Raw genomic sequence first — 25,036 nt, 5'->3', positions numbered from 1 at the left:
GGGCACAGAGGCATATGCACAAGAGCGACCACCACCTATCCCTTCACCGCCCCTATAACCGGAAGCATATCTTAATACCTTTCTGCGTAAGTCCCCAGAACCCGCTTCGTCGCTAGGCTGTGTCTTAAAAGGTTGTGAGCAAAGATATGCATTTTTACACTTATTTTCTCGGCACGTTCACGGCGCAGCACTTGCGCCGCCTTTCGGCCTTGGCAGGGCAGGGGCCTTGGCTTCGGATGATCGCGGCATCGTTTTGGACATTGTTCTTGCTGGCTTTGCTGACCAGAGCCGCCTTGGCGCAGCAGCTCATTCTCAATCCCGTCGCCGCGCCCACCGTGGTCGGGGCCGGCGTGGGGGAGCGGGCCTTGTGGCGCAACGCGGGCACGGTTGGCGGGGTGTCGGTCGATATCGTCGGTGAAATGGCCGTTGCCGGGCGGGATCATATTTTCGCCTCGGGCAATGGGCAAATCCAGATTACCTCGACCGGGCAAGACCCGCATTTCATGGATTTCTACCTCTATGAGGCAGGCACCCATAACATCACGACCAATACTGGCGGGGTGCCGGTGGTGGCGGATGTTTTCTTTCAGATTAATGACATCGACGGTCCGTTGAATGAGCAGGTCTATGTGAACGTCTGCGACGGCACGGTCGAATATGTCCGCATTGACCGCAGCGCGACGACCTATCGGGGCTATATCGAAGGGCCGGATGCAAACCTCGGGACAGAGGTGTTCTATCTTGCCGGGGACCGCAACTATAGCAACCAGCCGGTATCGGGGCTTGAAATCTTCTACCCGCAGACCTCGACCTTTCGCTTTGGTCGGACCGCCAACAGTGGCTTCCTCGTCCGGCTCGCCAATCCGACCTATGACGAAGCGCAGACCTATGACCTGCAATGCGGTGACTTCAAAGCACCCGTTTTGCAGGACGATCTGAAAGAACAGGTGCTGAGCGAGCCTGTGGTGGTCAACATCCTGTTCAACGACAGTCTCGCGACGGAAAACAACAATGCGCCGGCCAATAATTCGGGCCAGCCTAGCGAATATGCGAAACAGGCTGTCGATCTGATCCCCCCTGCTGGGGCGCAGAACATCGTGACCGATTCCGAGGGCCACCGGGTGGGTTTCGACATTCTGGGGGAGGGCACATGGAGCTATGACGACCTGACCGGGGAGCTGACCTTTACCCCCTTCGTCGCCTTCTTTGCCGCGCCGACGCCAATCAGCTACCGCTATCAATCGCCCATCATCCTGCCGAATGAGCCGCGGGCCTATTCCGCGCCCGCGCAGGTCTCGATCGATGTGGGCTCTGTCGGTCTGTTGAAACTGGCGCAATTGGTCGATACCAACCTCAACGGCTATGCCGATCCGGGTGAGACGATCGCCTATGTCTTTACCGCTGAGAACTTCGGCAACGTCGATCTGACCAATGTGCAGCTTGCCGAGACGCAGTTCAGCGGCAAAGGCGTGCCCCCGGTGATCACCTTTCAGGCCGCCACGTCGCTGTCGCCCGAAGGCACGCTGTTGGTCGGGGAGAAGGCCGTCTATACGGCGACCTACACGCTGGTGCCTGAGGATCTGGACACCACGATCAGCAACCAAGCGCAGGTCACGGCTGAGACACCGGGGGGGACAGCAGTCTCGGACCTGTCGGATTCCGAGAACCCCGGGGACGGGGATGGCGTGGCGTCGAACGGGCCGGGCGAAGGGCGTGATGATCCCACGACGATCTACGCAGGCTCCGGCCCCGACCGGGGGGATGCGCCGGTCACCTATGGCGATCCGCAGCACGCGGACACCGCGCAATATTGGATCGGCGCGCTCAACGGTGACGGCGATGGCTCGGCGCAGCATTCCGTCGATGGCACCGGCGATGACCTCGACGGTAAGGATGACGAAAGCGAAGAGAGCTTTCCCCAGCTCTATGGCGATCTGACCCGCACGGTGACCGTGGTGGTCAACGAACCCACCCCCGGCACCGGCTATCTGCAGGCTTTCGTCGATTTCGGCGGCGATGGCCTCTTCCTTGGCGATCAGGTTGCGACGGATATCCAAGACGGCGGGGCGCAAGACCTCGACGGGGTGGTGAATGGTGAGATTTCATTCCCCGTCAGCGTGCCGGTTACCGCCGTTCTGACCCCGACCTTCGTCCGGCTGCGCTGGTCTTCGACCGCGGGGCTCGATGCGATCACCCCCGCCCCGGATGGGGAGGTCGAAGACTATGGCATCACCATCAAGACACCGCCCGACGCCGACCGGGGCGATGCCCCGGCGAGCTATGGCGATCCGCAGCATATCATCGAAGGCCCGGGCGCACCTGAGGTCTATCTGGGCAGCACACCGCCGGATATCGATCTGCTGACGCAGAACTCCATCGGGGCCACGGGGGATGATACCGACGGGTCGGATGATGAGGACGGGGTGATCCTGCCGCAATTCTACCGTGGTGGTCTGGCCGAGATCACGGTGACAGTCAGCGATCTGATCGCCGCGCCGGGGTCGTCCTATCTGCAGGCCTTTATCGACTTCGATGGCGATGGCACCTTCAACCAAGCCGGGGAGCAGGTGGCGGTGAACCTGCAAGACGGCGGCCCGCAGGACAAGGACGGCCTCAGCAATGGTACGATCCTTTTCGAAGTGGCTGTGCCCGCGGGGGCTACGACACTGCCCACCTATGCCCGCTTTCGCTGGTCGACCGACAGCACCGGCCTTGTCACAGCCTTTGAGGGGGAGGTGGAGGACTATACGCTCACCATCTCAAGCGATCCGCCGCCGCTGGTCTGCGATGCTTCGCTCTATGCCATCATCGACAGCCCCTCAGCGCTGAGGCGTATGACCTTCCGCGATGGTGGGGGGAGCTATGCCACGACGGTTGAGACCTCGGGCAGCACCGGACAGAACCGCGACGGCGCCTGGGGCTATAACGCGCTGGACGGCTATATCTACGGCGTGGATGAGAACAGTCGGCGGCTCTACCGGATCGACGGGGCGGGCGACATCACGGATTTCGGCAGTATCCCCGGCGCGGGGGATGCGTTGAACGCGGGGGATATCCTGCCGAATGGGCGGCTGATCTACGAAGTGGATCTGAATACATGGCAGATCATCGATCTGAGCAATCCCGCCACGCCGATCGCCTTGGGCGAGATCAGCCTCTCCATCGGCGTCAATCCCGAAGACCTCGCCTTCAACCCCGTGGATGGCATCATGTACGGGATCGACAGAAACTCGGGCTTCCTGTTCCGCGCAGCGGTCAACAACGGCACCCCGGGGAGCGTGACACCCAAAGCGATCGGCCCTGCCGTCTATGCGGGCATGTTCGACGCGCTGTGGTTCGACCGTGACGGCAGGCTCTATGGCTATTCCAACACCACCAACAACCTCTTTGTCATCTCAACGGCGACAGGTGTGCCGCAACTGGTATCCGGCATTCCGGTCGATGAAGGCGGGCGCAGCGATGGCATCTCCTGCCGGGGGCCTGCGCCGATCCCACTGGGGGGCATCTCGGGCAACATCTATGAAGACGCGGATGCCTCGGACGTGAAAGACAATGGGGAGACCAATTTCGGCGCGGGCGTGGGCATTTCGGTCTATGCCGACAATGGCACCCCGGCCAATACCGCCGATGACATCTTTCTAGTAACCACGGATACCTTGGCCGATGGCACCTATGCGGTTGGGGAGTTGATGGTGAACACGACCTACCGTGTCGCATTGGACGAGGCGGACCCCGATCTGCCTTCGGGGCTGACCATTGGCACCTCCAACCCGCTGCTTGGTGTTCCTGTCTCCGGCAATAGCGTGACAAGTGACCAAGACTTTGGCTTCGATCCGGCTGGCAGTGACCTCGAACTCAGCAAAATCGCCGCCGCTACCGGGACGACGACACCGATCACCAATGTATCGGAGGGGGATACCATCGATTGGATCATCACCATCACCAATGTCAGCGGCGGCTCGCCCTCGGGGGTCAAGGTGATCGACCAGATCCCAAGCGGTTTCGCCTATGTCTCGGACGATGCGCCCGCGACGGGGGATACCTATGACCCCGACACGGGCTTGTGGTTCGTGGATGAACTGCTCAGCGGAGAGAGCGAGACCCTGAGGATCACCACCACGGTGCTGGGCAGCGGTGATTTCACCAATCAGGCCGAGATCATCTATAGCTCTCTGCCCGATCCCGACAGCGATCCCAGCACGGGCCCGCTGACCGATGACCTGTTCGACCAACTGCCCGACGATGACGAAGCCTCCTATTCCGTGACCCTCGTCACCGGAGAGCGGATTTTGACGGGCCGTGTCTTCATCGACAATGGTGCAGATGGCGGCACCGCCCATGACGCTCTGCGCAATGGCAGCGAAGGGGGGGCATCCTCGGCGGTGTTGGAGATCCTCGACAGTGGCGGTGCAGTGCTGGCGACCCCCGGTCTCGCGACCGATGGCACTTGGAGCTATGGGCTTTCTGGCAGCTACAGCGGGCCGATCACGATCCGCGCGATCCCGGCGAATAACTACCGGGCGATCTCGGAAGCGACGACCGGCCTGCCCGATTTGGTTGACACCAACCCGCATGACGGTGAATTCACCTTCACGCCCGAGGCTTTTGGCAATCGCATGGGGCTGGATATTGGACTGCTGCAACTGCCCAGTCTGACCAACGACCGGACCACGACCGTCGCGCAGGGGCAGGTTGCGACCCTGCCGCATATCTATACCGCCACCTCAGACGGGCAGGTGACCTTCTCCTACGCCGGTGCCACCTCGACCCCCACCGGCGCGTTCAGCGCGGCCCTGTTCCAAGATATCGGCTGTGACGATAGCGTCGACGGGCCGATCACCGGCCCCATCGCCGTCACCACGGGGCAGACCATCTGTATCGTCTCACGGGTGTCAGCCGGTTCGGGCGCTGGGCAGGGCAGTACCTACGTCTATCAGGTGCTGGCGACCACGGCATTCGCCCGGACCACGGTGACCAGTTCGGCCAGCAATACAGATGAGGTCTCGGTCGGGGGGCGTTCGACCCAGATTGAACTGCGCAAAACGGTCGAGAATGAGACCCAAGGCACTGGGGAGGGCACCACCAACCTCGGCAGTGTGAACGATATCCTTCTTTACCGCATCTATCTGCAAAACAACGCGACCACGCAGGCGTCCAACGTCAAGATTTACGATAGAACCCCGCCCTATACGCAGCTGTCGGAGCCTATCGTCGATCCGCAACAGGTCTCGCCCAACCTCAGCTGTGATCTGGTGGTGCCGGCAAGCAATGTGGCCAGCTATGCCGGGACGATCGAGTGGAATTGCACGGGCCAGATGTTGCCGGGGGAGACCGGGGCCGTGCAATTCAGGGTCGGCATTCAATAGGTCGCTAATGCTTGCCGGGGTGGCGGTGCATTTTGATGCGCCGCCGCCTGTTTTTTTGACGGATGATCAACATTGATGCGCATAGGAAAACGGCACCTAGGCAGGGCTGTCGATCTTGGCATGGGCGACCCCCGTCATACGCGCGCTATCGCTTGCCTTCCCGCGTGGAGCCTGCAAACGGTAGAGTAAGCGACGCAAGCCCTGCCGCCCCGACCAACCTCCCTAAGGACCGCCCATGACCAAGTTCTGCCTGACCGTGACCTGCCCCTCGCAACGCGGGATTGTCGCCGCCATCGCCAATTACATCGCCGAAACCGGCTGCAACATCACCGACAGCGCGCAGTTCGACGACACCGAAAACGGCCAGTTCTTCATGCGGATCAGCGCCGAGGCTGAAACCGGTGGCACGCTCGAGACCCTGCGCGAGGGGTTCACAGCGGTCGCGGAACCCTTTGGCATGACCTATGAATTCCACGACCAAGACACCACGATGAAGGTCGTGGTCATGGTCTCGCGCTTTGGGCACTGCCTGAACGATCTGCTCTACCGTGTGCGCATCGGCGCGCTCCCGATTGAGATCGTCGCCGTGATCTCGAACCATATGGACTATCAAAAGGTCGTGGCGAACCACGACATTCCATTTCACTGCATCAAGGTGACGAAGGAGAACAAACCGCAGGCCGAAACGCGGATCATGGAAGTGGTGGAGGAAACCGGCGCCGAGCTGATCGTGCTGGCGCGCTACATGCAGATCTTGTCGGACGCCATGTGCCAAAAGATGTCAGGGCGGATCATCAACATTCACCATTCCTTCCTGCCGTCCTTCAAGGGGGCGAACCCTTACAAGCAGGCCTATGAAAGGGGCGTGAAATTGATCGGTGCCACGTCGCATTACGTCACCGCCGATCTGGACGAGGGCCCGATCATCGAACAGGACATCGTGCGCATCACCCATGCGCAAAGCGCCTCGGATTATGTCTCGCTCGGTCGCGATGTGGAGGCGAGCGTCTTGGCGCGCGCGATTCACGCCCATGCCCACCACCGGGTGTTTCTGAACGGCAATAAAACCGTGGTCTTTCCCGCATCGCCCGGCAGCTACAGCTCCAAGCGAATGGGTTAGGGGCCACGGCCCCGCGTCTGCCGAATGCGGCGGGGGCGCGGGGCCATCGGGCGGCTTGGCCGAGCCTGTAGGCAGGCGTAAACTAGCACGCAACGGCAGCGGATCAGCGTATGATTTAAAGAGATAAGTGGTGCCCCCACACGGACTCGAACCGCGGACCTACTGATTACAAATCAGTTGCTCTACCAGCTGAGCTATAGGGGCACTGAGGGCTCATTTAGAGAAAGGAGCCGGGGGGTGCAAGAGGGGAAATGCGAGATTCTTTCGGATTTTACACGCGCGCCGGGACGGGCTATTCAACGCCGAGATTTTCAAGGGTAAGCAGAGTATCATGCAGCTCGTTTTGCACACAGGTGTCCATTTCACGGAAGACGAGCGGCTGCTGAAATGCCTGCTGCGCAATCAGAACGATTTCGCCAAGACGGGCGTCAAAGTGCCCGGGCCTAGCACCTATCGCAACCTGTTCCGCGACACGCTCAACGCGATGCATAAGGCGGAGCCGTCGGAGATGGCGCGGGACGTTTTGCTGGATGCGATCCTCGATGATGGGACAGCCAGCCGGGTGATCCTATCGGATGCGAATTTCTTCCGCTCGCCTGCCACGGCCCTGCAAGAAGGCGTGCTTTATCCCGCCGCCGCCGTGCGCATGCTGCGCATGGCGCAGCTTTTCCCCGAAGATGAGATTCGCATCTTTATGGCGATCCGCAATCCCGCCTCCCTCGTGCCGGTGCTTTATGAGAAAGCGGCGGATAAAACCTCGGCCGCGTTCTGGGGGGAGCGGGGGCCGGAGGATCTGCGCTGGTCCGAGACGATTGGCCAGCTGCGCGAGGCCGCGCCGGGGATTCCCATCACCCTGTGGTGCAATGAAGACGCGCCGCTGATCTGGGCGCAGATCATTCGGGAGATGGCGGGGCTGGCGCCCGAGACCAAGATCAAAGGCGGTTTCGATCTTTTGCAGACGATCATGTCGGAGGAGGGGATGAAACGCTTTCGCGGCTATCTCGACACCCACCCCGATATGTCCGAGGCGCAAAAGCGCCGCGTGATCACCGCGTTCCTCGACAAATACGCGCTGAAGGAAGAGATCGAAGAAGAGCTCGACATGCCCGGCTGGACCGAGGAATTGGTCGAGCGGATGACGGCGATCTATGACGCGGATGTCGAGGTCATCCGCGCCATGCCGGGCGTCACGCTGATCGCACCCTAAGTCCCGGCCAATTCGGTGATCACGTCATAGGCCATGGCCACATCTTCGGCCGTGGCGGTGAAGGCACCTGCCTGAAAGCGGATCACGAATGCTCCGTCGATCCGGGTCTGGGTCAGGTAAATGCGCCCATCGTCGTTGATCCGGTTCAGCAGGTCTTGGTTATGGGCATCGAGATCTTCGGCTCCGAGATGGCGGAAGGTGAAGAGCGAGAGCATCGGCTGGGTCACGATCTCGAACCCCTCCGTCGCGTCCAGCCGCGCGGCCAAATCCTGCGCCCATGTCACATGGTTGCGGATCATCTCGCGCAGCCCCTCCAGCCCATGGGCGCGGATCAGGAACCACAGTTTGAGCGCGCGGAAACGGCGGCCCAGCGGCACGGACCATTCGGAATAGTTCACCACGCCATCCGCGCCATGGGTCTTCAGATACTCCGGCTGAATCGCCAAGGTGCGCACCAGATCGTCGGGATTGCGCAGGAAGTGGGTCGTGCAGTCAAACTGCGCCCCCAGCCATTTATGCGGGTTCATCACCACCGAGTCGGCCCGTTCGACGCCGGCCCAGAGGCTGCGGAATTCAGGACAGATCATCGCCGACCCGGCCCAAGCGGCGTCGACATGGGTGTAGAGCCCTTCGGCCTCGGCCACATCCATTACGGCGGCAATGTCATCGCTGGCCCCCGCGCTGGTGCCCCCGGTGCAGGCTATGATGCCCGCAGGCAGATGCCCCGCCGCGCGGTCGGCGGCGATGGCGGCGCGCAGCGCCTCGGCATCCATCGCGCGGCTCGCCCCTTGGGTCGGAATGCGGACAAGGTTCTCTTCGCCCAACCCCGCGATCCAGATGGCCCGGTCGACCGAGGTATGCACCTCGTCCGAGCAATAGACCCGTAGGCGCGGCTGGCCCGACAGCCCCGCGCGGTTGCCCTGCCAATCAAGCGCGCGTTCGCGCATTGTCAGCACGGCGCAGAGCGTGGCGGAACTGGCGCTGTCTTGGATCACCCCGGTAAAGCCATCCGGCAAGCCGATCGCCTGACGCATCCAATCGCAAACGCGGGTCTCCAGCTCCGTCGCGGCCGGAGAGGTCTGCCACAGCATGCATTGCGCCGCGATGGCCGAGACGAAATATTCCGCCAGCACCGAGACCGGCGCGGCATTGGCGGGAAAATAGGCAAAGAAGCGGGGATGCTGCCAATGGGTCATGCCGGGCATGAGCGTCTGTTCGAAATCGTCGAAGATCGCCTGCATCGCCTCGGCCCCTTCGGGCGGGGCATCGGGCAGGACGGAAAGCACCGCGCCGGGGGCCACCTGCGCGCGCACCGGGCGGTTGCGCAGACCCGCGTGGTAATCGGCAGCCCAGTCGGCGGCGCGGCGGCCCCAAGCTCGGAAATCCTCCCAATTCATGCGCCGCTCCCTTGCTGTGGAATTCTGGTTGTCATCCGCATTTCCTGCCCCATGTTGTTGTATTGTCTCACTGTTGTTCCGCTGGGCTTGACCTCTTCAAGAATGTTGTCGCAGCGGCTATGGTGGTCGTCACGCCCTTTTGGGCGGTCTTTGACTTGGTAAGTAGCGATCAGGAAACCGTCAAGAATGGCCCCAATGCCCCCCCTGCGCCGCACTGCCCGCTCCCTTCCGATTGCGCTTTTGCGCGCGCGGGAAAGGGTGATGGGGCCGATCCGCGAGATCTTGAACGAAAGCGGCATCTCGGAACAGAAATTCCGCGTGCTGCGCGTGGTCGAGGAATCCGGCCCGATGGAGCAGACCGCACTGGCGCAGCAGGCCTGTCTGCTGCTGCCGAGCCTGACCCGCATGCTGCGCGCGATGGAGGAGGAGGGGCTGCTCAGCCGTGCCAGCGATCCCGATGACGGGCGCAAATCCATCGTCACCATCACCGATCAGGGCCGTCAGGTGATCCAAGACCACGCGGGTGATGCGGCGGCGCTGTTCTCTGACTTCGAGGCGCGTTTCGGCAAGCAGCGGATGGAAGACCTGCTCGATATGCTCGAAGATCTCGTCAATCTGGACATGCAGAAAAAGACCGACGGGCAAAAGAAAGACTGACGGGAAAGGTGTTGGCGGGCAGGGGGTTAGCCCCCTTGCGCCATCCGCCGTACCGCGCAGATCCCCGCCAGCGCCATGCGGCTGCCATCGGCCTCGGTCGCCAGTGCGCCCTGTTGCGACAGCGCCCGCAGATAAAGCGGTACAGCCCCGCCCGTGCCGATCACCGCCAGCGTTTGCCCCAGCCAATAGGCCCGCGCCGCCGCCAGTTCCGCCCCGATCAAAGTACCCGCCAGCCGCGCCTCTGCGGTGGGTGGCGGGATGTCTTGCAAGGCCAGTTCGGCCCGGATGGAAGCCAGCCGCCCCGCCATACGCTCAGGCCGCGACAGCCCATCGCTAAGCGCATCGTCAAAGGCCGTGTCGTCCAGCGCCGTGCCCTCGGCAGGGGTGCCATCGCCTAAGAGGGCCAGCAATTCCCCGGTCAGGAAGGTCTGAAAACTCACCACCTCGCCCGCGCTGATCTGCGCCCAGACCGACGTGGCTCCGGGCAGGCAGATCACCCCGTCCCAGTCTTTGTTGAGGCTCAGAAACCCCGCGATGCGCGTTTCGGCCCCTTGCAGCAGACCGCTGGGGGTCTGCTGGCGCAGGGGTGGGATGACCTGAAGGTCGAAGTTTTCGGTGGCGACAGCCGTTGTGCGTTCAGCCGTGGCGGAGCAGGGCACCATGCGCGGCGCGGCATAGGTCCTGCCTGCGGGCATGCCAGCGACGAAAACCAGCAGGCGAGGCAGCTGCCACGGCGCGGTCAGCTTAGCGAGCGCGGCGTCGAAGGCCGCGAGGCCGTCGGGTTCGGCAGTCTCGCTCTCGCTCGTGGCGCTCTCAAGCGCTGATCCGCCCTGCATGGCCCAGACCTGCAAACGCGCCTTGTGAACCTCTACCGCCAGCCAATCTGCATTGCTCAAACCCGTCATCGCGCTGCCCTCGTCGTGGAATGTCTCAACGGCATAGGCCCTATGGCCTGCGGGTTCAACGCGTCCGCTGCGCGCAGACAGACGAACCGCCGATTTGTTTCAAGCCTAAAATATTTATTCTTGAACGAAAAAGCGACTCGCCCTAGGCTCCCTTCCAAAGCGAACCAGAGGGGAATTTCGATGCGTGCAATCTGTCTTGGCGGCGGTCCTGCGGGGCTTTACTTCGCGATCTCTCTCAAGCTGCGCCAGCCCGAGGCCGATGTCACCGTGCTGGAGCGCAACCGGCCCGACGACACCTTCGGCTGGGGCGTCGTGCTCTCGGACGAGACGCTCGACAATCTGGAGGTCAACGACCCCGTCTCGGCCAAGGAAATCCGCAGCCACTTCGCCTATTGGGACGACATCGCGCTGCACCACAAGGGCAACACGATCCTCAGCTCCGGCCACGGTTTCTGCGGCATCGGGCGCAAGCGGCTGCTGCTCATTTTGCAGGAGCGGGCCCGCGAATTGGGTGTGAACCTGCAGTTCGAGACCGAGGTGAAGGCCGCATCGGAATACATGGACGACTACGATCTGGTTGTCGCCTCGGACGGTCTGAACTCCAAGACCCGAATGGAGTTCGAGGACACCTTCAAGCCCGACATCGACGTGCGCCGCTGCCCCTTCGTTTGGCTCGGCACGCATCAGAAATTCGACAACGCCTTCACCTTCATGTTTGAGAAGACCGACAAGGGCTGGATCTGGGTCCACGCCTACCAGTTCGACAAGGACACGGCGACTTTCATCGTCGAATGCAGCCAAGAGACCTTCGACGCCTACGGTTTCGGCGAGAAGTCGCAGGAAGAGACCATCGCGATCTGCGAGGAGATCTTCAAAGACCATCTTGACGGCCACAAGCTGATGACCAACGCCAGCCACATCCGCGGCTCGGCTTGGATCAAGTTCCCCCGCGTGCTTTGCGAAAAGTGGAGCCACGAGAACGTCGTGCTGCTGGGCGATGCCTCGGCCACGGCGCATTTCTCGATCGGCTCGGGCACGAAACTGGCGCTGGAATCGGCGATCTCGCTCGCGAAACACGTCACCGACGACGCCGATCTGCCCACCGCTTTCGAGAAATACGAGGAGGCCCGCCGCCTTGAGGTGCTGCGCCTGCAATCGGCGGCGCGCAACTCGGTCGAATGGTTCGAGGACGTGGAGCGTTACCTCGACCTCGATCCGGTGCAGTTGAACTACTCCATGCTGACCCGCAGCCAGCGGATCAGCCACGAGAACCTGCGCGAGCGGGATCCCAAGTGGCTGGAGGGAGCCGAAAAATGGTTCCTCGAACAGGCGGGCGCCGACACCAACGGCCCGATCCGCGCGCCCATGTTCGCGCCGTTTCAACTGCGCAACATGAAGCTCAACAACCGTATCGTCGTCTCGCCCATGGCGCAGTACAAGGCCGTGGACGGCTGCCCGACGGACTGGCATTTCGTGCATTACGCCGAACGGGCCAAGGGCGGGGCAGGGCTGGTCTATACCGAGATGACCTGCGTCTCCCCCGAGGGTCGGATCACGCCGGGATGCCCCGGCCTCTACGCGCCCGAGCACGAGGCGGCGTGGAAGCGGCTCACGGATTTCGTCCATGCCGAGACCGACGCCAAGATCTGCTGCCAGATCGGCCACTCAGGTCGCAAGGGCTCGACCCAGCTGGGCTGGGAGGAGATGGACGCGCCGCTGAAAGCGGGCAATTGGGAGATCATCTCGGCCTCGCCGATCCCGTGGTCGGAAAACAACGCCGTGCCGAAGGAAGCGACACGCGCGGATATGGACCAGATCCGCGACGAATTTGTTGAGGCTGCCCGCATGGCGGAGCGCGCCAATTTCGACATGATCGAACTGCACGCGGCCCACGGCTACCTGATCTCGTCGTTCATCTCGCCCCTGTCGAACCAGCGCGAAGATGAATACGGCGGCAGCCTTGAGAACCGCATGCGCTACCCGCTCGAAGTCTTCCGCGCCATGCGCGACGCATGGCCCGAGGAAAAGCCGATGGCGGTGCGCATCTCGGCCAATGACTGGGTTGAGGAAGACGGCGTCACGCCCGAAGAAGCGGTCGAGATCGCGCGCATGTTCAGTGAGGCCGGGGCCGACATCATCGACGTCTCGGCGGGCCAGACCTCGAAACAGGCCAAGCCGGTCTATGGCCGCATGTTCCAGACCCCCTTCAGCGACCGCATCCGCAACGACGGCGGGATCAAGACCATGGCCGTGGGCAATATCTACGAGGCCGACCACGTCAATTCGATCCTGATGGCGGGCCGCGCCGATCTCGTCTGCCTCGCCCGGCCGCACTTGGCCGATCCCTATTGGACCCTGCACGCCGCCGCCGCCATCGGCGACCGCCATGCCGACTGGCCGCTGCCCTACGGCCCCGGCCGCGATCAGGCATGGCGTCTGGCGGACCGCGCGGCGGAGATGGAGAAGGTATGAATCATATCGTCATCACCGGCGGCGGCACCGGCGTGGGCGCGGAGATTGCCCATGCGGTCGCCAAGAGCGGGGCGAAGGTCACCATCATGGGCCGCCGCGAAGCACCCTTGCGCGAACAGGGGCTGCCGTTTCAAAGCTGCGACGTGACCGATACAGATGCCGTGCAAGCGGCCTTCGCCGCCGCGCGTAAAGAGAACGGCCCCATCACCGGCGTCATCGCCAACGCCGGTGCAGCCCATTCCGCGCCTTTCCACAAGATCACCGCGCAAGACATGAGCGACATGATGGCGGTCAATGTCACCGGCGTCTTCAATGTCTGGCAGGCGGCACTAGCAGAGATGAAGGAGGCCGGGCAGGGGCGGCTGATCGCCGTGGCCTCCACCGCGGGCCTCAAGGGTTACCCATATGTCGCGGGCTATGTCGCGGCCAAACACGGTGTCGTCGGCCTCACCCGGGCGCTGGCACTGGAACTGGCGCGCACGGGCATTACCGTGAACGCGATCTGCCCCGGCTTTATCGACACGCCGCTGCTGGAGCGGTCGGTCGAGAACATCACCTCCACCACGGGCAAGAACGCCGAGGAGGCCCGCGCCCTGCTGAAACGCGCCAGCCCGCAGAACCGCTTCGTCGAAACTTCTGAGGTCGCCGGCGCCGTGCTCTATCTGCTCTCAGACGCCGCGGCTTCGGTCAACGGCCATGCGCTGTCGCTGTCGGGGGGCGAGGTATGAGCAACGCGGCCAAGGATCGCGTGCGCCTCTGGCTGCGGCTGCTGAAAGTGGTACGCGGGTTGGAACAGGAACTCCGCGACACACTTCGGCGCGAACATAACACCACGCTGCCACGTTTCGACGTGATGTCGGCCCTCTCGCGCCATCCGGAGGGGCTGAAGATGAGCCAGCTTTCCGGCGTGCTGCGGGTGTCCAACGGCAATGTCACTGGCATCGCCGACCGCCTCAGCGAAGAGGGGCTGGTGGAGCGCATCCCCGTGCCGGGCGACCGGCGCGCGATGATGCTGCGGCTGACGCCTGAGGGGGCGGCGCAATTCGCCCGCCAAGCGCAGGCGCATGAAGACTGGATCAACGAAAAACTGCGCGGAATCTCCTCCGAGGAAGCCCGCGCCATGGCGGCCCGCCTACAAGCCTTCGCCGCCCAAACGGAAGAAGAGGAAAAAGCCAATGCGTAGTGATGTGACGCATTTTCAATGCGAGATCAAAGACCGGATCGCCACCGTGCGGCTCGACCGGCCCGACCGCAAGAACCCGCTGACCTTCGACAGCTACGCCGAGCTGCGCGACTGGTTCCGCGATCTGGTCTATGCCGATGACGTCGACGTGGTGATCTTCGGCTCCAACGGGGGTAACTTTAGCTCCGGCGGGGATGTACACGATATCATTGGCCCTTTGACTAAGATGAATATGAAGGAGCTGCTGCAATTCACCCGCATGACCGGCGATCTGGTCAAGGCCATCGTGAACTGCGGCAAGCCGGTGATCGCCGCCGTCGACGGTGTCTGTGTCGGCGCGGGCGCGATCATCGCTATGGCCTCAGACCTGCGGCTGGCGACGGCGGAGGCCAAGACGGCCTTCCTCTTCACCCGCGTGGGCCTCGCGGGTTGCGACATGGGCGCCTGCGCGATCCTGCCGCGCATCATCGGCCAGACGCGGGCCGCGGAACTGCTCTACACAGGCCGCTCGATGTCGGCAGAAGAGGGCGAACGCTGGGGCTTCTACAACCGTCTGGTGACGGGCGAGACGCTGGAAGAGGAGGCCATGGCAATGGCCAAGAAAATCCAGGGCGGCCCCAATTTCGCGCATATGATGACCAAGACGATGCTGGCCCAAGAATGGGCCATGTCGATCGAACAGGCGATTGAGGCCGAGGCGCAGGCGCAGGCGATCTGCATGCAAACGGGTGATTTCGAGCGCGCCTACAACGCCTTCGTCGCCAAGGAGCGCCCGGTCTTCGAAGGGGATTGAGCCGAATACGAAAGCCAAAAGATAACACGCGGGGAGGCGTAACCATGGCTGACACAAGTTTTCTCGACTGGCCCTTTTTCGAGCCGCGCCACAAGGAACTGGCGCTGAAGCTCGACGACTGGGCCAAGCGCGAACTGAAAAACGTGGATCACGGCGACACAGACGGGGCTTGCCGCGATCTGGTGACGATGATGGGGCAGGACGGCTGGCTGCGCCACAGCGGTGCGGAAGGCGGCGAGGTACTCGACGTTCGCACCCTCTGCCTGATCCGCGAAACACTGGCCCGCCACGACGGGCTGGCGGATTTCTCCTTTGCGATGCAGGGACTTGGCACCGGGGCAATCTCGCTCTTCGGGACCGATGAGCAGAAGGCCGAATGGCTGCCTAAGACCCGCTCGGGACAGGCGATTTCGGCCTTCGCGCTGACCGAACCGCAATCGGGCTCGGACGTGGCCAATTCCACCATGACGGCCAAGGCGGAGGGCAATGGCTACGTCCTTGACGGGCGCAAGACGTGGATCTCCAACGGCGGCATCGCGGATGTCTACACCGTTTTTGCCCGCACCGGGGAGGCGCCGGGCGCCAAGGGGCTTTCGGCCTTCATCGTGCCCGCCGACACGCCGGGGCTGAAGGTCGAGGAACGGCTCGAGGTCATGGCCCCGCACCCGCTGGCGACGCTGCATTTCGACGGCGTGAAACTGCCCGGCTCGGCGCTTCTGGGCGAGGCGGGACGCGGCTTCGCCATCGCCATGTCGGTACTCGACGTCTTCCGTTCCACCGTGGCCGCCGCCGCCCTTGGCTTTGCCCGCCGCGCGTTGGATGAGGCGCTCACCCGCGTGACCAGCCGTCAGGTGCAGGGCGCGCCCTTGAGTGAGTTGCAGATGGTGCAGGGCCATATCGCGGACATGGCGCTCGACGTCGATGCCGCGGCGCTGCTGGTCTACCGCGCTGCATGGACCAAGGACAGCGGCGCACCGCGCGTCACCCGCGAGGCCGCGATGGCGAAGCTCTTTGCCACCGATCAGGCGCAAGAGGTCATCGACAAGGCCGTTCAATTGCACGGCGGCGATGGTGTGCGTAATGGCGAGGCAGTCGAGCGACTTTACCGTGAAATCAGGGCCTTGCGCATTTACGAGGGCGCGTCGGACGTGCAACGTGTTGTCATCGCGCGACAGACTTTGGGAGCCATGTCATGAAGCTGCATCCGACCGGACATGAAGATACATTCGCCCGCGACAACCTGCCGCCTTTCGACCAGTGGCCGGACCTGTTGCTGGAGCGTTTCGACTATCCCGAACTCCTGAACGTCGGCGTAGAACTCACTGATAAAATGGTGGAAAGAGGGTTCGGCGACCATACCGCGCTGATCGGCAACGGGCGGCGGCGGACCTATAAGGAGTTGTCGGACTGGACCAACCGTCTGGCCGCGGCGCTGGTTGAGGACTTGGGCGTGAAGCCGGGCAACCGGGTTCTGATCCGTTCGGCCAACAACCCCGCCATGGTGGCCTGCTGGCTGGCGGCGACCAAGGCAGGTGCGGTGGTCGTGAACACCATGCCGATGCTGCGCGCGGGCGAGCTTTCGGCCATCGTCGACAAGGCCGAAATCACCCATGCGCTTTGCGACACGCGGCTGATGGATGAGATGACGGCCTGTGCCGAGACCTCGAAGTTCCTCAAGACCGTCGCGGGCTTCGACGGTACCAGCAACCACGATGCCGAGCTGGACCGTCTGGCGCTGGAAAAGCCGGTTCATTTTGAGGCGGTGGACACCGCGCAGGATGATGTGGCGCTGCTCGGGTTTACATCAGGAACCACCGGTAACCCCAAGGCCACAATGCATTTTCATCGCGATCTTCTGATCATCGCGGACGGCTATGCGCGCGAGGTGCTCAGCGTCACCCCCGAGGACGTCTTTGTGGGCTCGCCACCCTTGGCCTTCACCTTTGGACTTGGCGGCCTTGCCGTCTTCCCGCTGCGCTTCGGTGCCGCGGCGACGCTTTTGGAAACCGCCAGCCCGCCCAACATGATCGAGATCATCGAGAAGTACAAAGCCACCGTCTGTTTCACCGCGCCGACCGCCTACCGCGCCATGCTGCAGGCGATGGAGGAGGGCGCGGACCTCAGCAGCCTGCGCGCCGCCGTATCCGCCGGAGAAACGCTGCCCGCGCCAGTCTACCACGAATGGCAGGAAAAAACCGGCAAGCCCATGCTCGACGGGATCGGGGCGACGGAGATGCTGCATATCTTCATCTCCAACCGCTTCGACGATCACCGCGCGGCCTGTACCGGCAAGCCGGTGACGGGCTACGAGGCGAAGGTGATCGACGCGGAGGGCAAGGAGGTGCCGCGCGGAGAGGTGGGGCGTCTTGCGGTGCGCGGGCCGATCGGTTGCCGCTATCTGGGCGACAAGCGGCAGGCCGATTACGTCAAGGACGGCTGGAACATCACCGGCGACAGCTTCATCATGGACGAAGACGGCTACCTGCATTTCGCCGCCCGCAACGACGACATGATCATCAGTTCGGGCTACAATATCGCTGGGCCGGAGGTCGAAGCCGCACTTCTGAGTCACCCTTGGGTCAGCGAATGCGGCGTGGTCGCCGCCCCCGACGAAGCCCGCGGCTCCATCGTGCAGGCGCATGTGGTTCTGGTCGAGGGTGCGCCAGAAGATGCTAACACCATCAAGACCTTGCAGGACCATGTTAAAGCGACGATCGCGCCTTACAAATACCCACGCGACATCCGTTTCATCAAGGAACTGCCCAAGACCGCGACCGGCAAGATTCAGCGCTTCGCGTTGAGAGAGGACAAATGAGCACTTTCGACGAAGCCTCCCGTGGCGCCAAGATGGATTTCGCCAAGGACAAGTCCTATGGCGACTACCTCGGGCTGGACCAGATCCTGACCACCGAGAACCCGCTCGACATGGCGCATGACGGGCTGCTGTTCATCATCCAGCACCAGACGTCCGAGCTTTGGATGAAGCTTGCCATCCACGAGCTGACGGCCTGTCGGCAGGCCCTGCAGGTTGGTGATTTGCGCCCCAGTTTCAAGATGTTGACCCGCGTGGCACGGATCTTTGAACAGCTTAACTCCGCCTGGGATGTGCTGCGCACCATGACGCCCAGCGAATACACGCAGTTCCGCCCCTACCTTGGCGCGTCCTCGGGCTTCCAGTCCTATCAGTATCGCTTGATCGAATATCTTCTGGGCAACCGCATCGCCGCGCTGACCAAGCTGCACGAACATACGCCCGAGCCGCACGCGGCGCTTGTGGCGGAGATGCAGCAGCCGAGCCTTTATCAGGTGGCGGTGGATCTGCTTTGTGACCGGATGGGGGTGCCCTCGCTCGCCGGCCAGCCCGAACCGCGCGCGTGGGAGGCCAAGCAAGAGGTGCAAGTTCTCTGGCAAAAGGTTTATGAAGGCCCGGCAACCCATTGGGAACTCTACGAATTGGCCGAGAAATTCGTCGATCTCGAGGATTACTTCCGCCGCTGGCGGTTCAACCACGTCACCACCGTGGAACGCATCATTGGATTCAAGCGCGGCACGGGCGGCACCACGGGTGTGACGTATCTGCGCAAAATGCTCGAGGTGGAGCTCTTCCCCGAGCTTTGGCACGTGAGAGGAGCACTGTAAGTGTCTGTTTTGAAAAAAGATCAGTTTGTCCTGCCCGAGGGCGTCATCTACCTCGACGGCAACTCCCTGGGGCCGCTGCCGAAGGCCGCCGCGGCGCGGGTCCAGGAAATGATCACGGACGAATGGGGCGAGATGCTGATCCGCGGCTGGAACAAGGCCGCTTGGATGGAACAGCCCGCCCGCGTCGGCAATATGGTGGCCGGGATCGTCGGCGCGCCCGAGGGTTCGGTTGTCATGGGCGACACGCTCTCGATCAAGGTGTTTCAGGCGCTGGCCTCGGCGCTGAAGCTGCGGCCCGGGCGCAAGGTGATCCTGTCGGACAACGGCAACTTCCCGTCGGACCTCTACATGGCCGAGGGGCTGGTGGGGCTGTTGGAGCAGGGCTATGAGCTGCGCACCGTGGCGCCCGAGGAGGTGACGGAGGCCATTGGCGAGGATATCGCCGCCGTGATGCTCACGGAGGTCGATTACCGCACCGGGCGCAAACACGACATGAAGGCGATCACCGAACTGGCCCATGCCAATGGCGCGGTGATGATCTGGGATCTGGCGCATTCCGCGGGGGCGCTGCCGGTGGATTTGGCGAGTAGCAATTGCGAATTCGCCGTGGGCTGCACCTACAAGTACCTCAATGGCGGGCCGGGCGCACCGGGCTTCATCTACGTCCGCCCCGATCTGGCAGACGCGGTGCAGCCGGCGCTCGCGGGCTGGCTGGGCCACCGCCAGCCCTTTGCCTTTGAACAGAATTACCAGCCCGGGCAGGGGATCGAGCGGATGCGCGTCGGCACGCCGCCGGTCATTCAGCTCACGGCGCTGGAAGTGGCAATGGAGCTTTGGGCCGATGTCGACATGCAGGCACTGCGCGAGGCCTCGGTGGCGTTGCAGGAGCAGTTCATCGAAGAGATCGAGCGCGACGTGCCGCAGCTGACGCTGGCGAGCCCGCGCAACAGCGCCGAACGGGGCAGTCAGGTCTCCTTCCGGTTCGAGGAAGGCTATGCCGCGATGCAGGCGGTGATCGACCGCGGCGTGATTGGCGACTTCCGCGCGCCCGACATCATGCGCTTCGGCTTCACGCCGCTTTATCTGGACGCCGAGGATGTCTCCAAGGCCGTCGCGATCATCCGCGACGTGATGGAGAACCGCCTCTGGGACAACGAAAAATACAAGACCCGCGCGCGGGTGACCTGACAGTATCAGGCGCAGGCGTTAAGCTGGCAAAACGATCCAACAAAACGGGCCCGGCAAAGAGGCCCAAACCAACCAAGGGAGACTGAAATGAAGATGAAATCACTGGTGATGGCGGCCTCGGTCGCGGCATTGGCGGCAGGCGGCGCATGGGCCGAAGAGGGCAAGGTGAAGGTCGGCATGATCACCACGCTCTCGGGCGGCGGCGCGGGCCTTGGCATCGACGTGCGCGACGGGTTCCTGCTGGCCACCAAGATGGCCGGGAACGAGAACCTTGAGGTCGTGGTCGAGGACGACCAGCGCAAGCCCGAAATCGCGGTGCAACTGGCCGACAAGATGGTCCAATCCGAGAAGGTCGACGTCATGACTGGCATCATCTGGTCCAACCTCGCCATGGCTGTGGTGCCGGCGGCGACGGCGCAGGGCAAGTTCTACCTCTCGCCCAACGCCGGTCCCTCGGCGCTGGCAGGCAAGGGCTGCAACCCGCTTTACTTCAACGTGGCATGGCAGAACGACAACCTGCATGAGGCCGCGGGCGCCTATGCAAATGACGCGGGCTACGCGAACACTTTCATGCTGGCGCCGAACTACCCGGCGGGCAAGGACGCGCTGACCGGTTACAAACGCACCTATGAGGGCGAGGCGGCGGGCGAGGTCTATACCGATTTGGGCCAGACCGACTACGCCGCCGAGATCGCACAAATCCGCGCCTCGGGCGCCGACAGCGTGTTCTTCTTCCTGCCCGGCGGCATGGGGATTTCCTTCCTCAAGCAATACGCCAACTCGGGCGTGGAACTCCCCGTGGTGGGTCCGGCCTTCAGCTTTGATCAGGGCATCCTACAGGCCGTGGGCGAAGCCGCTGTTGGGATCAAGAACACCAGCCAGTGGAACAAGGATCTCGACAACGCGGCCAACAAGACCTTTGTCGAAGCCTTCCAGGAGGAATACGACCGTCTCCCCTCGCTCTACGCAAGCCAAGGCTATGACACCGCGAACCTGCTGCTGAGCGCGATGGAAAAGGCCGAGGTGTCGGATGCCGAGGCCTTTGGCGCGGCGCTGAAAGAGGCTGATTTCGATAGCGTACGGGGCAAATTCTCGTTTGGTAACAACAACCACCCGATCCAAGACTACTACGTGCGCGAAGTGGTCAAGGAGGGCGATGTCTATACCAACAAGCTCATCGGCCCCTCGCTGACGGATCACGCTGACGCCTACGCGGCCGACTGCAAGATGTAATCCCGCGCGGCCCCGGCGCTGACTTCGGTCGCCCGGGGCCGACAAACTAACGCTTTCACGCCGGGCTTCGTCCGGCGCGCCGGGAGGCTTTGCCAAATGTCATTCATCCTGCTCGTCGAACAGGTGCTGAACGGGGTCCAATCCGGGGTCATGTTGTTTCTCATGGCCGCCGGGCTTACGCTCATCTTCGGGGTTATGGGGCTGATTAACCTCGCCCATGGGTCGCTCTACATGGTCGGCGCCTTTGCCGCCGCGGCGGTGGCGGCGGCCACCGGGTCCTTCCTTCTTGCGCTGGTGGCCGCACTTGCCGCTGCCGCATTGGCGGGCTGCCTGATCGAGATGACGGTGATCCGCCGCCTTTATGACCGCGACCACCTCGATCAGGTTCTGGCGACCTTCGCGATGATCCTGATTTTCTCCGAGGGCACGCGCTTCTTCTTTGGCTCCTTCCCGCTGTTTCTCGACATTCCCGCCGCGTTGGCGGGGCCGGTGACGCTGCCGGGCGGCATCCAGTATCCGCTTTACCGCCTCGTCATCATCGGCGTGGGCCTTGCCATCGCCGCCGGGCTCTTTTTGCTGATCGCCCGCACGCGCATCGGCATCCAGATCCGCGCGGGCGAGGCCGACCGCGAGATGATCGCGGCGCTCGGCGTCGATATCGCCAAGCTCTACACGCTGGTCTTCGCGCTCGGGGCCGCCCTTGCGGGGCTCGCCGGAGCGTTGGTGGGCGCGATCCAGTCGGTGCAGGTGGGCATGGGTGAGCCGGTGCTGATCCTTGCCTTCGTGGTGATCGTCATTGGTGGCATCGGCTCGATCAAGGGCGCGCTGATCGGGGCGCTGCTGGTGGGGCTGACGGATACGCTGGGCTCGGTCCTGCTGCCGCTCATCTTTGCCAATTTCATGGAGGCCTCGGCGGCCACCTCGGTCGGCTCCTCGCTCGCTTCCATGTCGATCTACATTCTCATGGCGGGGGTTCTTCTGTTCAAACCCACCGGCCTGTTTGGGGAGGCCTGAGCCATGATGCGCGAAACACTTGTAAACGTCTTTCTCTTCCTGCTCCTGCCGGTCACGGCGCTGGCGGCCTTCGCGCTGGACGAGCCTTTCATCATCACGCTGGCCACCAAGGCCGCGATCCTCGCCCTTGCCGGCGTGGGGCTGAACATCGCGCTTGGTCTGGGCGGGCTGGTGAGCTTCGGTCACGCGGCATTCTTCGGTCTTGGCGGCTATGCCATGGGCATCCTTGCCGCCCATGCCCAAAGCTACACGCCGATCATGGAGAGCCCTTTCCTGATCGAGGGCACGAAGTCGATGCCCATCATCTGGCTGGTGGCGATCGTGGTCTCCGCGCTGGCGGCACTGCTGATCGGGGCGCTGTCTTTGCGTACCTCGGGCGTCTATTTCATCATGGTCACGCTCGCCTTCGGGCAGATGCTTTTCTACTTCTCGATCTCCTGGCCGGCCTATGGCGGCGAGGACGGGCTGTCGATCTATGTGCGCAACGGCTTTCCGGGGCTGAACACGCTTGATCCGCTGACCTTCTTTGCCATCGCCTTTGCCGTGCTGGCGCTAGTGCTGCTCATGGCGGGCCGTCTGGCGCGCGCGCCCTTTGGCTTGGCACTCTCGGCAGCCCGCCAGAATGCCGAGCGGGTCGAGGCCGTGGGTCTCGCACCCTTCCGCCTGCGGCTGGTGGCCTTTGTCATCTCGGGGGCTGTCACCGGACTGGCGGGCGCACTCTTCGCCGATCTCAACCGTTTCGTCAGCCCGACGATGTTCTCGTGGCACACCTCTGGCGAGATCATGGTCTTCGTGATCCTCGGCGGGGTGGGGCGGCTCTTCGGCCCGGTGGCCGGGGCGGCGCTGTTCATCTTGCTGGAGCATGTCTTGGGCGGGTTGTCGGAGTTCTGGCACATCTACCTTGGCTTCCTGCTGCTGATGGTGGTGCTCTTTGCCCGGGGCGGCATGATCGGCCTCATCGCCGGACGGGAGGTGGCCCATGACTGAACAGATGACTGATGTGCTTTTGGACGTGCGCAACCTGCACAAGAGCTTTGGCGCCTTGAAGGCCACGGATGATGTCTCCATCACCCTGCGCCCGGGCGAGATCCACGCCCTCATCGGCCCCAATGGGGCGGGCAAGTCGACGCTGATCAAGCAGATCGCGGGCGGGCTGCGCTCGGACAGTGGCTCGGTGCATTTCGCGGGGCAGGACGTGACGCCGCTCAGCACCGTGCAGCGGGCGCGGGCCGGGCTAGGACGGACCTTTCAGATCTCCTCGTTGGCGATGGAATACACGGTGCTGCAAAACGCGGTGCTGGGCGCGCTTGGTCAATCGGGCCGGGTGATGCGTTTCTTCGTGCCGGTGATGCGGCAGGCGGCGTTGAGGGCCGAGGCGATGCGCGCACTGGAACTGGTGGGGTTGGCCGATTACGCGGCCAAGCGCACCTCGGACCTGTCGCACGGCCAACGGCGCCAGCTTGAGGTCGCCGTGGCGCTGACGCTGCGGCCCAAGGTCTTCCTGATGGACGAACCGATGGCCGGGCTTGGCGCAAGTGGGTCGCGCGAGATGACCGGCTTTCTCGATGGCCTTAGGGCCGAGGCGCCGATCCTGCTGGTAGAGCATGACATGGACGCGGTCTTTGCACTCGCCGACCGTATCTCGGTGCTGGTCTACGGGCGCATCATCGCCAGCGGCACGGCGGCCGAGATCAAGGCCGATCCACAGGTCCGCGTGGCCTATTTGGGTGAGGAGGACGCGGCATGAGCCTGCTGGAACTGAAGGACATCACCGCCTCCTACGGGCCGACGCAGGCGCTTTTCGGCGTCGATCTGGCGCTGGAGGCGGGCGAGGTCTGTGCGCTGATGGGGCGCAATGGGATGGGCAAATCCTCCACCATCAAGGTGATCTGCCGGATGCTGAAACACGATAGCGGCAGCCTGCGTCTGAACGGGCGCGACATCGCGGGGCTGCCGTCGTTTCGCGCTGCACAGGCCGGCGTGGGGCTGGTGCCCGAGGGGCGGCGCTGTTTCGCGACGCTGACGGTGCATGAAAACCTCATCGCCGCCGCGCGCCCCGGCCCGTGGGACGAGGCGCGGGTGGTCAAGCTCTTCCCCCGCTTGGGCGAACGGCGGGATCAGGCGGCAGGCTCACTCTCGGGTGGGGAGCAGCAGATGCTGGCGATTGGCCGCGCGCTGATGACCAACCCGCAACTCCTGCTGTTGGATGAGGCGACCGAGGGGCTGGCCCCGGTGGTGCGCCAAGAGATCTGGGCCGCCGTGGCCGAGTTGAAGCGCGACAGCGGTCTGGCGCTTCTGGTGGTGGACAAATCCCTCGCCGAGCTGCGGCGCGTGGCCGATCACGCCGTCATCCTCGAACGGGGCCGCTCGGTCTGGTCCGGTCCGATGCCCGCGCTCGATACTCAAATCGCCGACCAATTCCTCGGCGTGTGACTGTTAACAAAAAGGAACACGACATGTCGCATCAAATCATTCAGCCCGAAGGCTGGGCCCCCGCGAAAGGCTATGCAAACGGCGTGCTGAGCGCGGATGGTCATCTGTTCGTCGGCGGTCAGATCGGCTGGACCGCCGAGCAGAAGTTCGAATGCCACGATTTCATCGGCCAGATGAAACAGGCGCTGCAAAACATCCGCGAGGTGGTCGAAGCCGCAGGCGGCACGCCCGAGGATATCACCCGGCTGACGTGGTATGTGACAGATAAGAAAGAATATCTCGCTGCGCAAAAGGACGTGGGCCGCGCCTATCGTGAGGTGATGGGCAAGCATTTCCCGGCCATGGCGATGGTGGTCGTCGCCGGTCTGGTCGAGGATGAGGCCAAGCTTGAGATCGAAGCCGAGGCGGTGATCACGCGCTGAGCCAAGC

At 63.2% G+C, this 25,036-nt stretch carries 20 protein-coding genes and 1 tRNA gene; 18 read left to right on the top strand and 3 right to left on the bottom strand.

Annotated elements, in window-relative coordinates:
- The first annotated feature begins 146 nt into the window (after positions 1-146).
- Entirely contained in the window at positions 147-5,366 is a 5,220-nt protein-coding gene (locus tag HKX24_RS07355) for a DUF11 domain-containing protein (RefSeq protein WP_271691586.1), read from the top strand.
- Between the two features lie 235 nt (positions 5,367-5,601).
- Entirely contained in the window at positions 5,602-6,486 is an 885-nt protein-coding gene (purU, locus tag HKX24_RS07350) for a formyltetrahydrofolate deformylase (RefSeq protein ID WP_271691585.1), read from the top strand.
- 128 nt (positions 6,487-6,614) lie between these two features.
- On the opposite strand, the gene HKX24_RS07345 is transcribed toward purU, so the two are convergent.
- A tRNA-Thr gene (locus tag HKX24_RS07345) sits at positions 6,615-6,690 on the bottom strand.
- Positions 6,691-6,817: 127 nt separating this feature from the next.
- On the opposite strand from HKX24_RS07345, the gene HKX24_RS07340 reads away from it, so the two are divergent.
- On the top strand, positions 6,818-7,693 hold the full coding sequence (locus HKX24_RS07340; protein WP_271691584.1) for a hypothetical protein: 876 nt from the start codon (positions 6,818-6,820) through the stop codon (positions 7,691-7,693).
- Here HKX24_RS07340 and HKX24_RS07335 read toward each other — a convergent pair.
- Positions 7,690-9,090, bottom strand: a complete 1,401-nt coding sequence (locus HKX24_RS07335) for a pyridoxal-dependent decarboxylase (protein WP_271691583.1) — start codon at positions 9,088-9,090, stop codon at positions 7,690-7,692. The genes HKX24_RS07340 and HKX24_RS07335 overlap by 4 nt on opposite strands.
- Before the next feature lie 195 nt (positions 9,091-9,285).
- Here HKX24_RS07335 and hpaR point away from each other — a divergent pair, with 195 nt between their 5' ends.
- A complete protein-coding gene (hpaR, locus tag HKX24_RS07330) occupies positions 9,286-9,747 on the top strand; it encodes a homoprotocatechuate degradation operon regulator HpaR (protein ID WP_067263235.1) in 462 nt (153 codons plus the stop codon).
- A gap of 26 nt (positions 9,748-9,773) precedes the next feature.
- Here the strand turns inward: hpaR and HKX24_RS07325 are convergent, their stop codons facing one another.
- The gene (locus HKX24_RS07325) at positions 9,774-10,652 is read right to left on the bottom strand and encodes a 2-dehydro-3-deoxygalactonokinase (RefSeq protein ID WP_271691582.1); all 879 of its coding nucleotides are present in this window, start codon (positions 10,650-10,652) and stop codon (positions 9,774-9,776) included.
- 180 nt (positions 10,653-10,832) lie between these two features.
- Between HKX24_RS07325 and HKX24_RS07320 the strand changes: the two genes are divergently transcribed.
- The 14 genes from HKX24_RS07320 (at position 10,833) to HKX24_RS07255 (ending at position 25,029) form a co-directional block, all read left to right on the top strand.
- Positions 10,833-13,124 (top strand): bifunctional salicylyl-CoA 5-hydroxylase/oxidoreductase, encoded by a 2,292-nt coding sequence (locus tag HKX24_RS07320; RefSeq protein WP_271691581.1) that lies wholly within the window; start codon positions 10,833-10,835, stop codon positions 13,122-13,124.
- A complete protein-coding gene (locus tag HKX24_RS07315) occupies positions 13,121-13,852 on the top strand; it encodes an SDR family NAD(P)-dependent oxidoreductase (RefSeq protein ID WP_271691580.1) in 732 nt (243 codons plus the stop codon). The genes HKX24_RS07320 and HKX24_RS07315 overlap by 4 nt, the downstream gene beginning before the upstream one ends.
- The gene (locus HKX24_RS07310; protein ID WP_271691578.1) at positions 13,849-14,307 is read left to right on the top strand and encodes a MarR family transcriptional regulator; all 459 of its coding nucleotides are present in this window, start codon (positions 13,849-13,851) and stop codon (positions 14,305-14,307) included. Before HKX24_RS07315 ends, HKX24_RS07310 begins: the two co-directional genes overlap by 4 nt.
- The gene (locus tag HKX24_RS07305; RefSeq protein WP_271691577.1) at positions 14,300-15,100 is read left to right on the top strand and encodes an enoyl-CoA hydratase family protein; all 801 of its coding nucleotides are present in this window, start codon (positions 14,300-14,302) and stop codon (positions 15,098-15,100) included. Before HKX24_RS07310 ends, HKX24_RS07305 begins: the two co-directional genes overlap by 8 nt.
- Positions 15,101-15,144: 44 nt before the next feature.
- Positions 15,145-16,296: an acyl-CoA dehydrogenase family protein gene (locus HKX24_RS07300; protein WP_271691574.1), complete on the top strand. Its 1,152-nt coding sequence runs from the start codon at positions 15,145-15,147 to the stop codon at positions 16,294-16,296.
- Positions 16,293-17,915 carry an AMP-binding protein gene (locus tag HKX24_RS07295; protein ID WP_276153903.1) on the top strand — a complete coding sequence of 541 codons (1,623 nt, stop codon included), beginning with the start codon at positions 16,293-16,295 and terminating at the stop codon, positions 17,913-17,915. The genes HKX24_RS07300 and HKX24_RS07295 overlap by 4 nt, the downstream gene beginning before the upstream one ends.
- Positions 17,912-18,739, top strand: a complete 828-nt coding sequence (locus HKX24_RS07290) for a tryptophan 2,3-dioxygenase family protein (protein WP_276153902.1) — start codon at positions 17,912-17,914, stop codon at positions 18,737-18,739. Before HKX24_RS07295 ends, HKX24_RS07290 begins: the two co-directional genes overlap by 4 nt.
- Positions 18,740-19,927 (top strand): kynureninase, encoded by a 1,188-nt coding sequence (gene kynU / locus HKX24_RS07285; RefSeq protein WP_271691571.1) that lies wholly within the window; start codon positions 18,740-18,742, stop codon positions 19,925-19,927. It abuts the gene before it with no gap.
- A gap of 87 nt (positions 19,928-20,014) precedes the next feature.
- Positions 20,015-21,160, top strand: a complete 1,146-nt coding sequence (locus tag HKX24_RS07280) for an ABC transporter substrate-binding protein (protein WP_271691570.1) — start codon at positions 20,015-20,017, stop codon at positions 21,158-21,160.
- Between the two features lie 96 nt (positions 21,161-21,256).
- Entirely contained in the window at positions 21,257-22,174 is a 918-nt protein-coding gene (locus tag HKX24_RS07275; RefSeq protein ID WP_271691569.1) for a branched-chain amino acid ABC transporter permease, read from the top strand.
- A 3-nt stretch (positions 22,175-22,177) separates the two neighbouring features.
- Positions 22,178-23,161, top strand: a complete 984-nt coding sequence (locus HKX24_RS07270) for a branched-chain amino acid ABC transporter permease (RefSeq protein ID WP_067267510.1) — start codon at positions 22,178-22,180, stop codon at positions 23,159-23,161.
- Positions 23,162-23,165: 4 nt separating this feature from the next.
- Positions 23,166-23,921 carry an ABC transporter ATP-binding protein gene (locus HKX24_RS07265; protein WP_271693832.1) on the top strand — a complete coding sequence of 252 codons (756 nt, stop codon included), beginning with the start codon at positions 23,166-23,168 and terminating at the stop codon, positions 23,919-23,921.
- A complete protein-coding gene (locus tag HKX24_RS07260; RefSeq protein ID WP_271691568.1) occupies positions 23,918-24,607 on the top strand; it encodes an ABC transporter ATP-binding protein in 690 nt (229 codons plus the stop codon). Before HKX24_RS07265 ends, HKX24_RS07260 begins: the two co-directional genes overlap by 4 nt.
- Before the next feature lie 23 nt (positions 24,608-24,630).
- Complete coding sequence (locus tag HKX24_RS07255) at positions 24,631-25,029, top strand: RidA family protein (protein ID WP_271691567.1); 399 nt, start codon at positions 24,631-24,633, stop codon at positions 25,027-25,029.
- The last annotated feature ends 7 nt before the right edge of the window (positions 25,030-25,036 follow it).

The organism is Sulfitobacter sp. M85 (genome assembly GCF_029285915.1).
Classification (GTDB): domain Bacteria; phylum Pseudomonadota; class Alphaproteobacteria; order Rhodobacterales; family Rhodobacteraceae; genus Sulfitobacter; species Sulfitobacter faviae.
This window is presented reverse-complemented; position numbering and strand designations above follow the sequence as displayed.

Coding starts and splice junctions, on each gene's coding strand:
- HKX24_RS07255 (WP_271691567.1), top strand. CDS start 24,631: ATGTCGCATCAAATCATTCAGCCCGAAGGCTGGGCCCCCGCGAAAGGC.
- HKX24_RS07295 (WP_276153903.1), top strand. CDS start 16,293: ATGAAGCTGCATCCGACCGGACATGAAGATACATTCGCCCGCGACAAC.
- HKX24_RS07260 (WP_271691568.1), top strand. CDS start 23,918: ATGAGCCTGCTGGAACTGAAGGACATCACCGCCTCCTACGGGCCGACG.
- HKX24_RS07265 (WP_271693832.1), top strand. CDS start 23,166: ATGACTGATGTGCTTTTGGACGTGCGCAACCTGCACAAGAGCTTTGGC.
- HKX24_RS07290 (WP_276153902.1), top strand. CDS start 17,912: ATGAGCACTTTCGACGAAGCCTCCCGTGGCGCCAAGATGGATTTCGCC.
- HKX24_RS07275 (WP_271691569.1), top strand. CDS start 21,257: ATGTCATTCATCCTGCTCGTCGAACAGGTGCTGAACGGGGTCCAATCC.
- hpaR (WP_067263235.1), top strand. CDS start 9,286: ATGCCCCCCCTGCGCCGCACTGCCCGCTCCCTTCCGATTGCGCTTTTG.
- HKX24_RS07325 (WP_271691582.1), bottom strand. CDS start 10,652: ATGACGGGTTTGAGCAATGCAGATTGGCTGGCGGTAGAGGTTCACAAG.
- purU (WP_271691585.1), top strand. CDS start 5,602: ATGACCAAGTTCTGCCTGACCGTGACCTGCCCCTCGCAACGCGGGATT.
- HKX24_RS07340 (WP_271691584.1), top strand. CDS start 6,818: ATGCAGCTCGTTTTGCACACAGGTGTCCATTTCACGGAAGACGAGCGG.
- HKX24_RS07280 (WP_271691570.1), top strand. CDS start 20,015: ATGAAGATGAAATCACTGGTGATGGCGGCCTCGGTCGCGGCATTGGCG.
- HKX24_RS07270 (WP_067267510.1), top strand. CDS start 22,178: ATGATGCGCGAAACACTTGTAAACGTCTTTCTCTTCCTGCTCCTGCCG.
- HKX24_RS07320 (WP_271691581.1), top strand. CDS start 10,833: ATGCGTGCAATCTGTCTTGGCGGCGGTCCTGCGGGGCTTTACTTCGCG.
- HKX24_RS07300 (WP_271691574.1), top strand. CDS start 15,145: ATGGCTGACACAAGTTTTCTCGACTGGCCCTTTTTCGAGCCGCGCCAC.
- HKX24_RS07355 (WP_271691586.1), top strand. CDS start 147: ATGCATTTTTACACTTATTTTCTCGGCACGTTCACGGCGCAGCACTTG.
- HKX24_RS07335 (WP_271691583.1), bottom strand. CDS start 9,090: ATGAATTGGGAGGATTTCCGAGCTTGGGGCCGCCGCGCCGCCGACTGG.
- HKX24_RS07305 (WP_271691577.1), top strand. CDS start 14,300: ATGCGTAGTGATGTGACGCATTTTCAATGCGAGATCAAAGACCGGATC.
- HKX24_RS07315 (WP_271691580.1), top strand. CDS start 13,121: ATGAATCATATCGTCATCACCGGCGGCGGCACCGGCGTGGGCGCGGAG.
- HKX24_RS07310 (WP_271691578.1), top strand. CDS start 13,849: ATGAGCAACGCGGCCAAGGATCGCGTGCGCCTCTGGCTGCGGCTGCTG.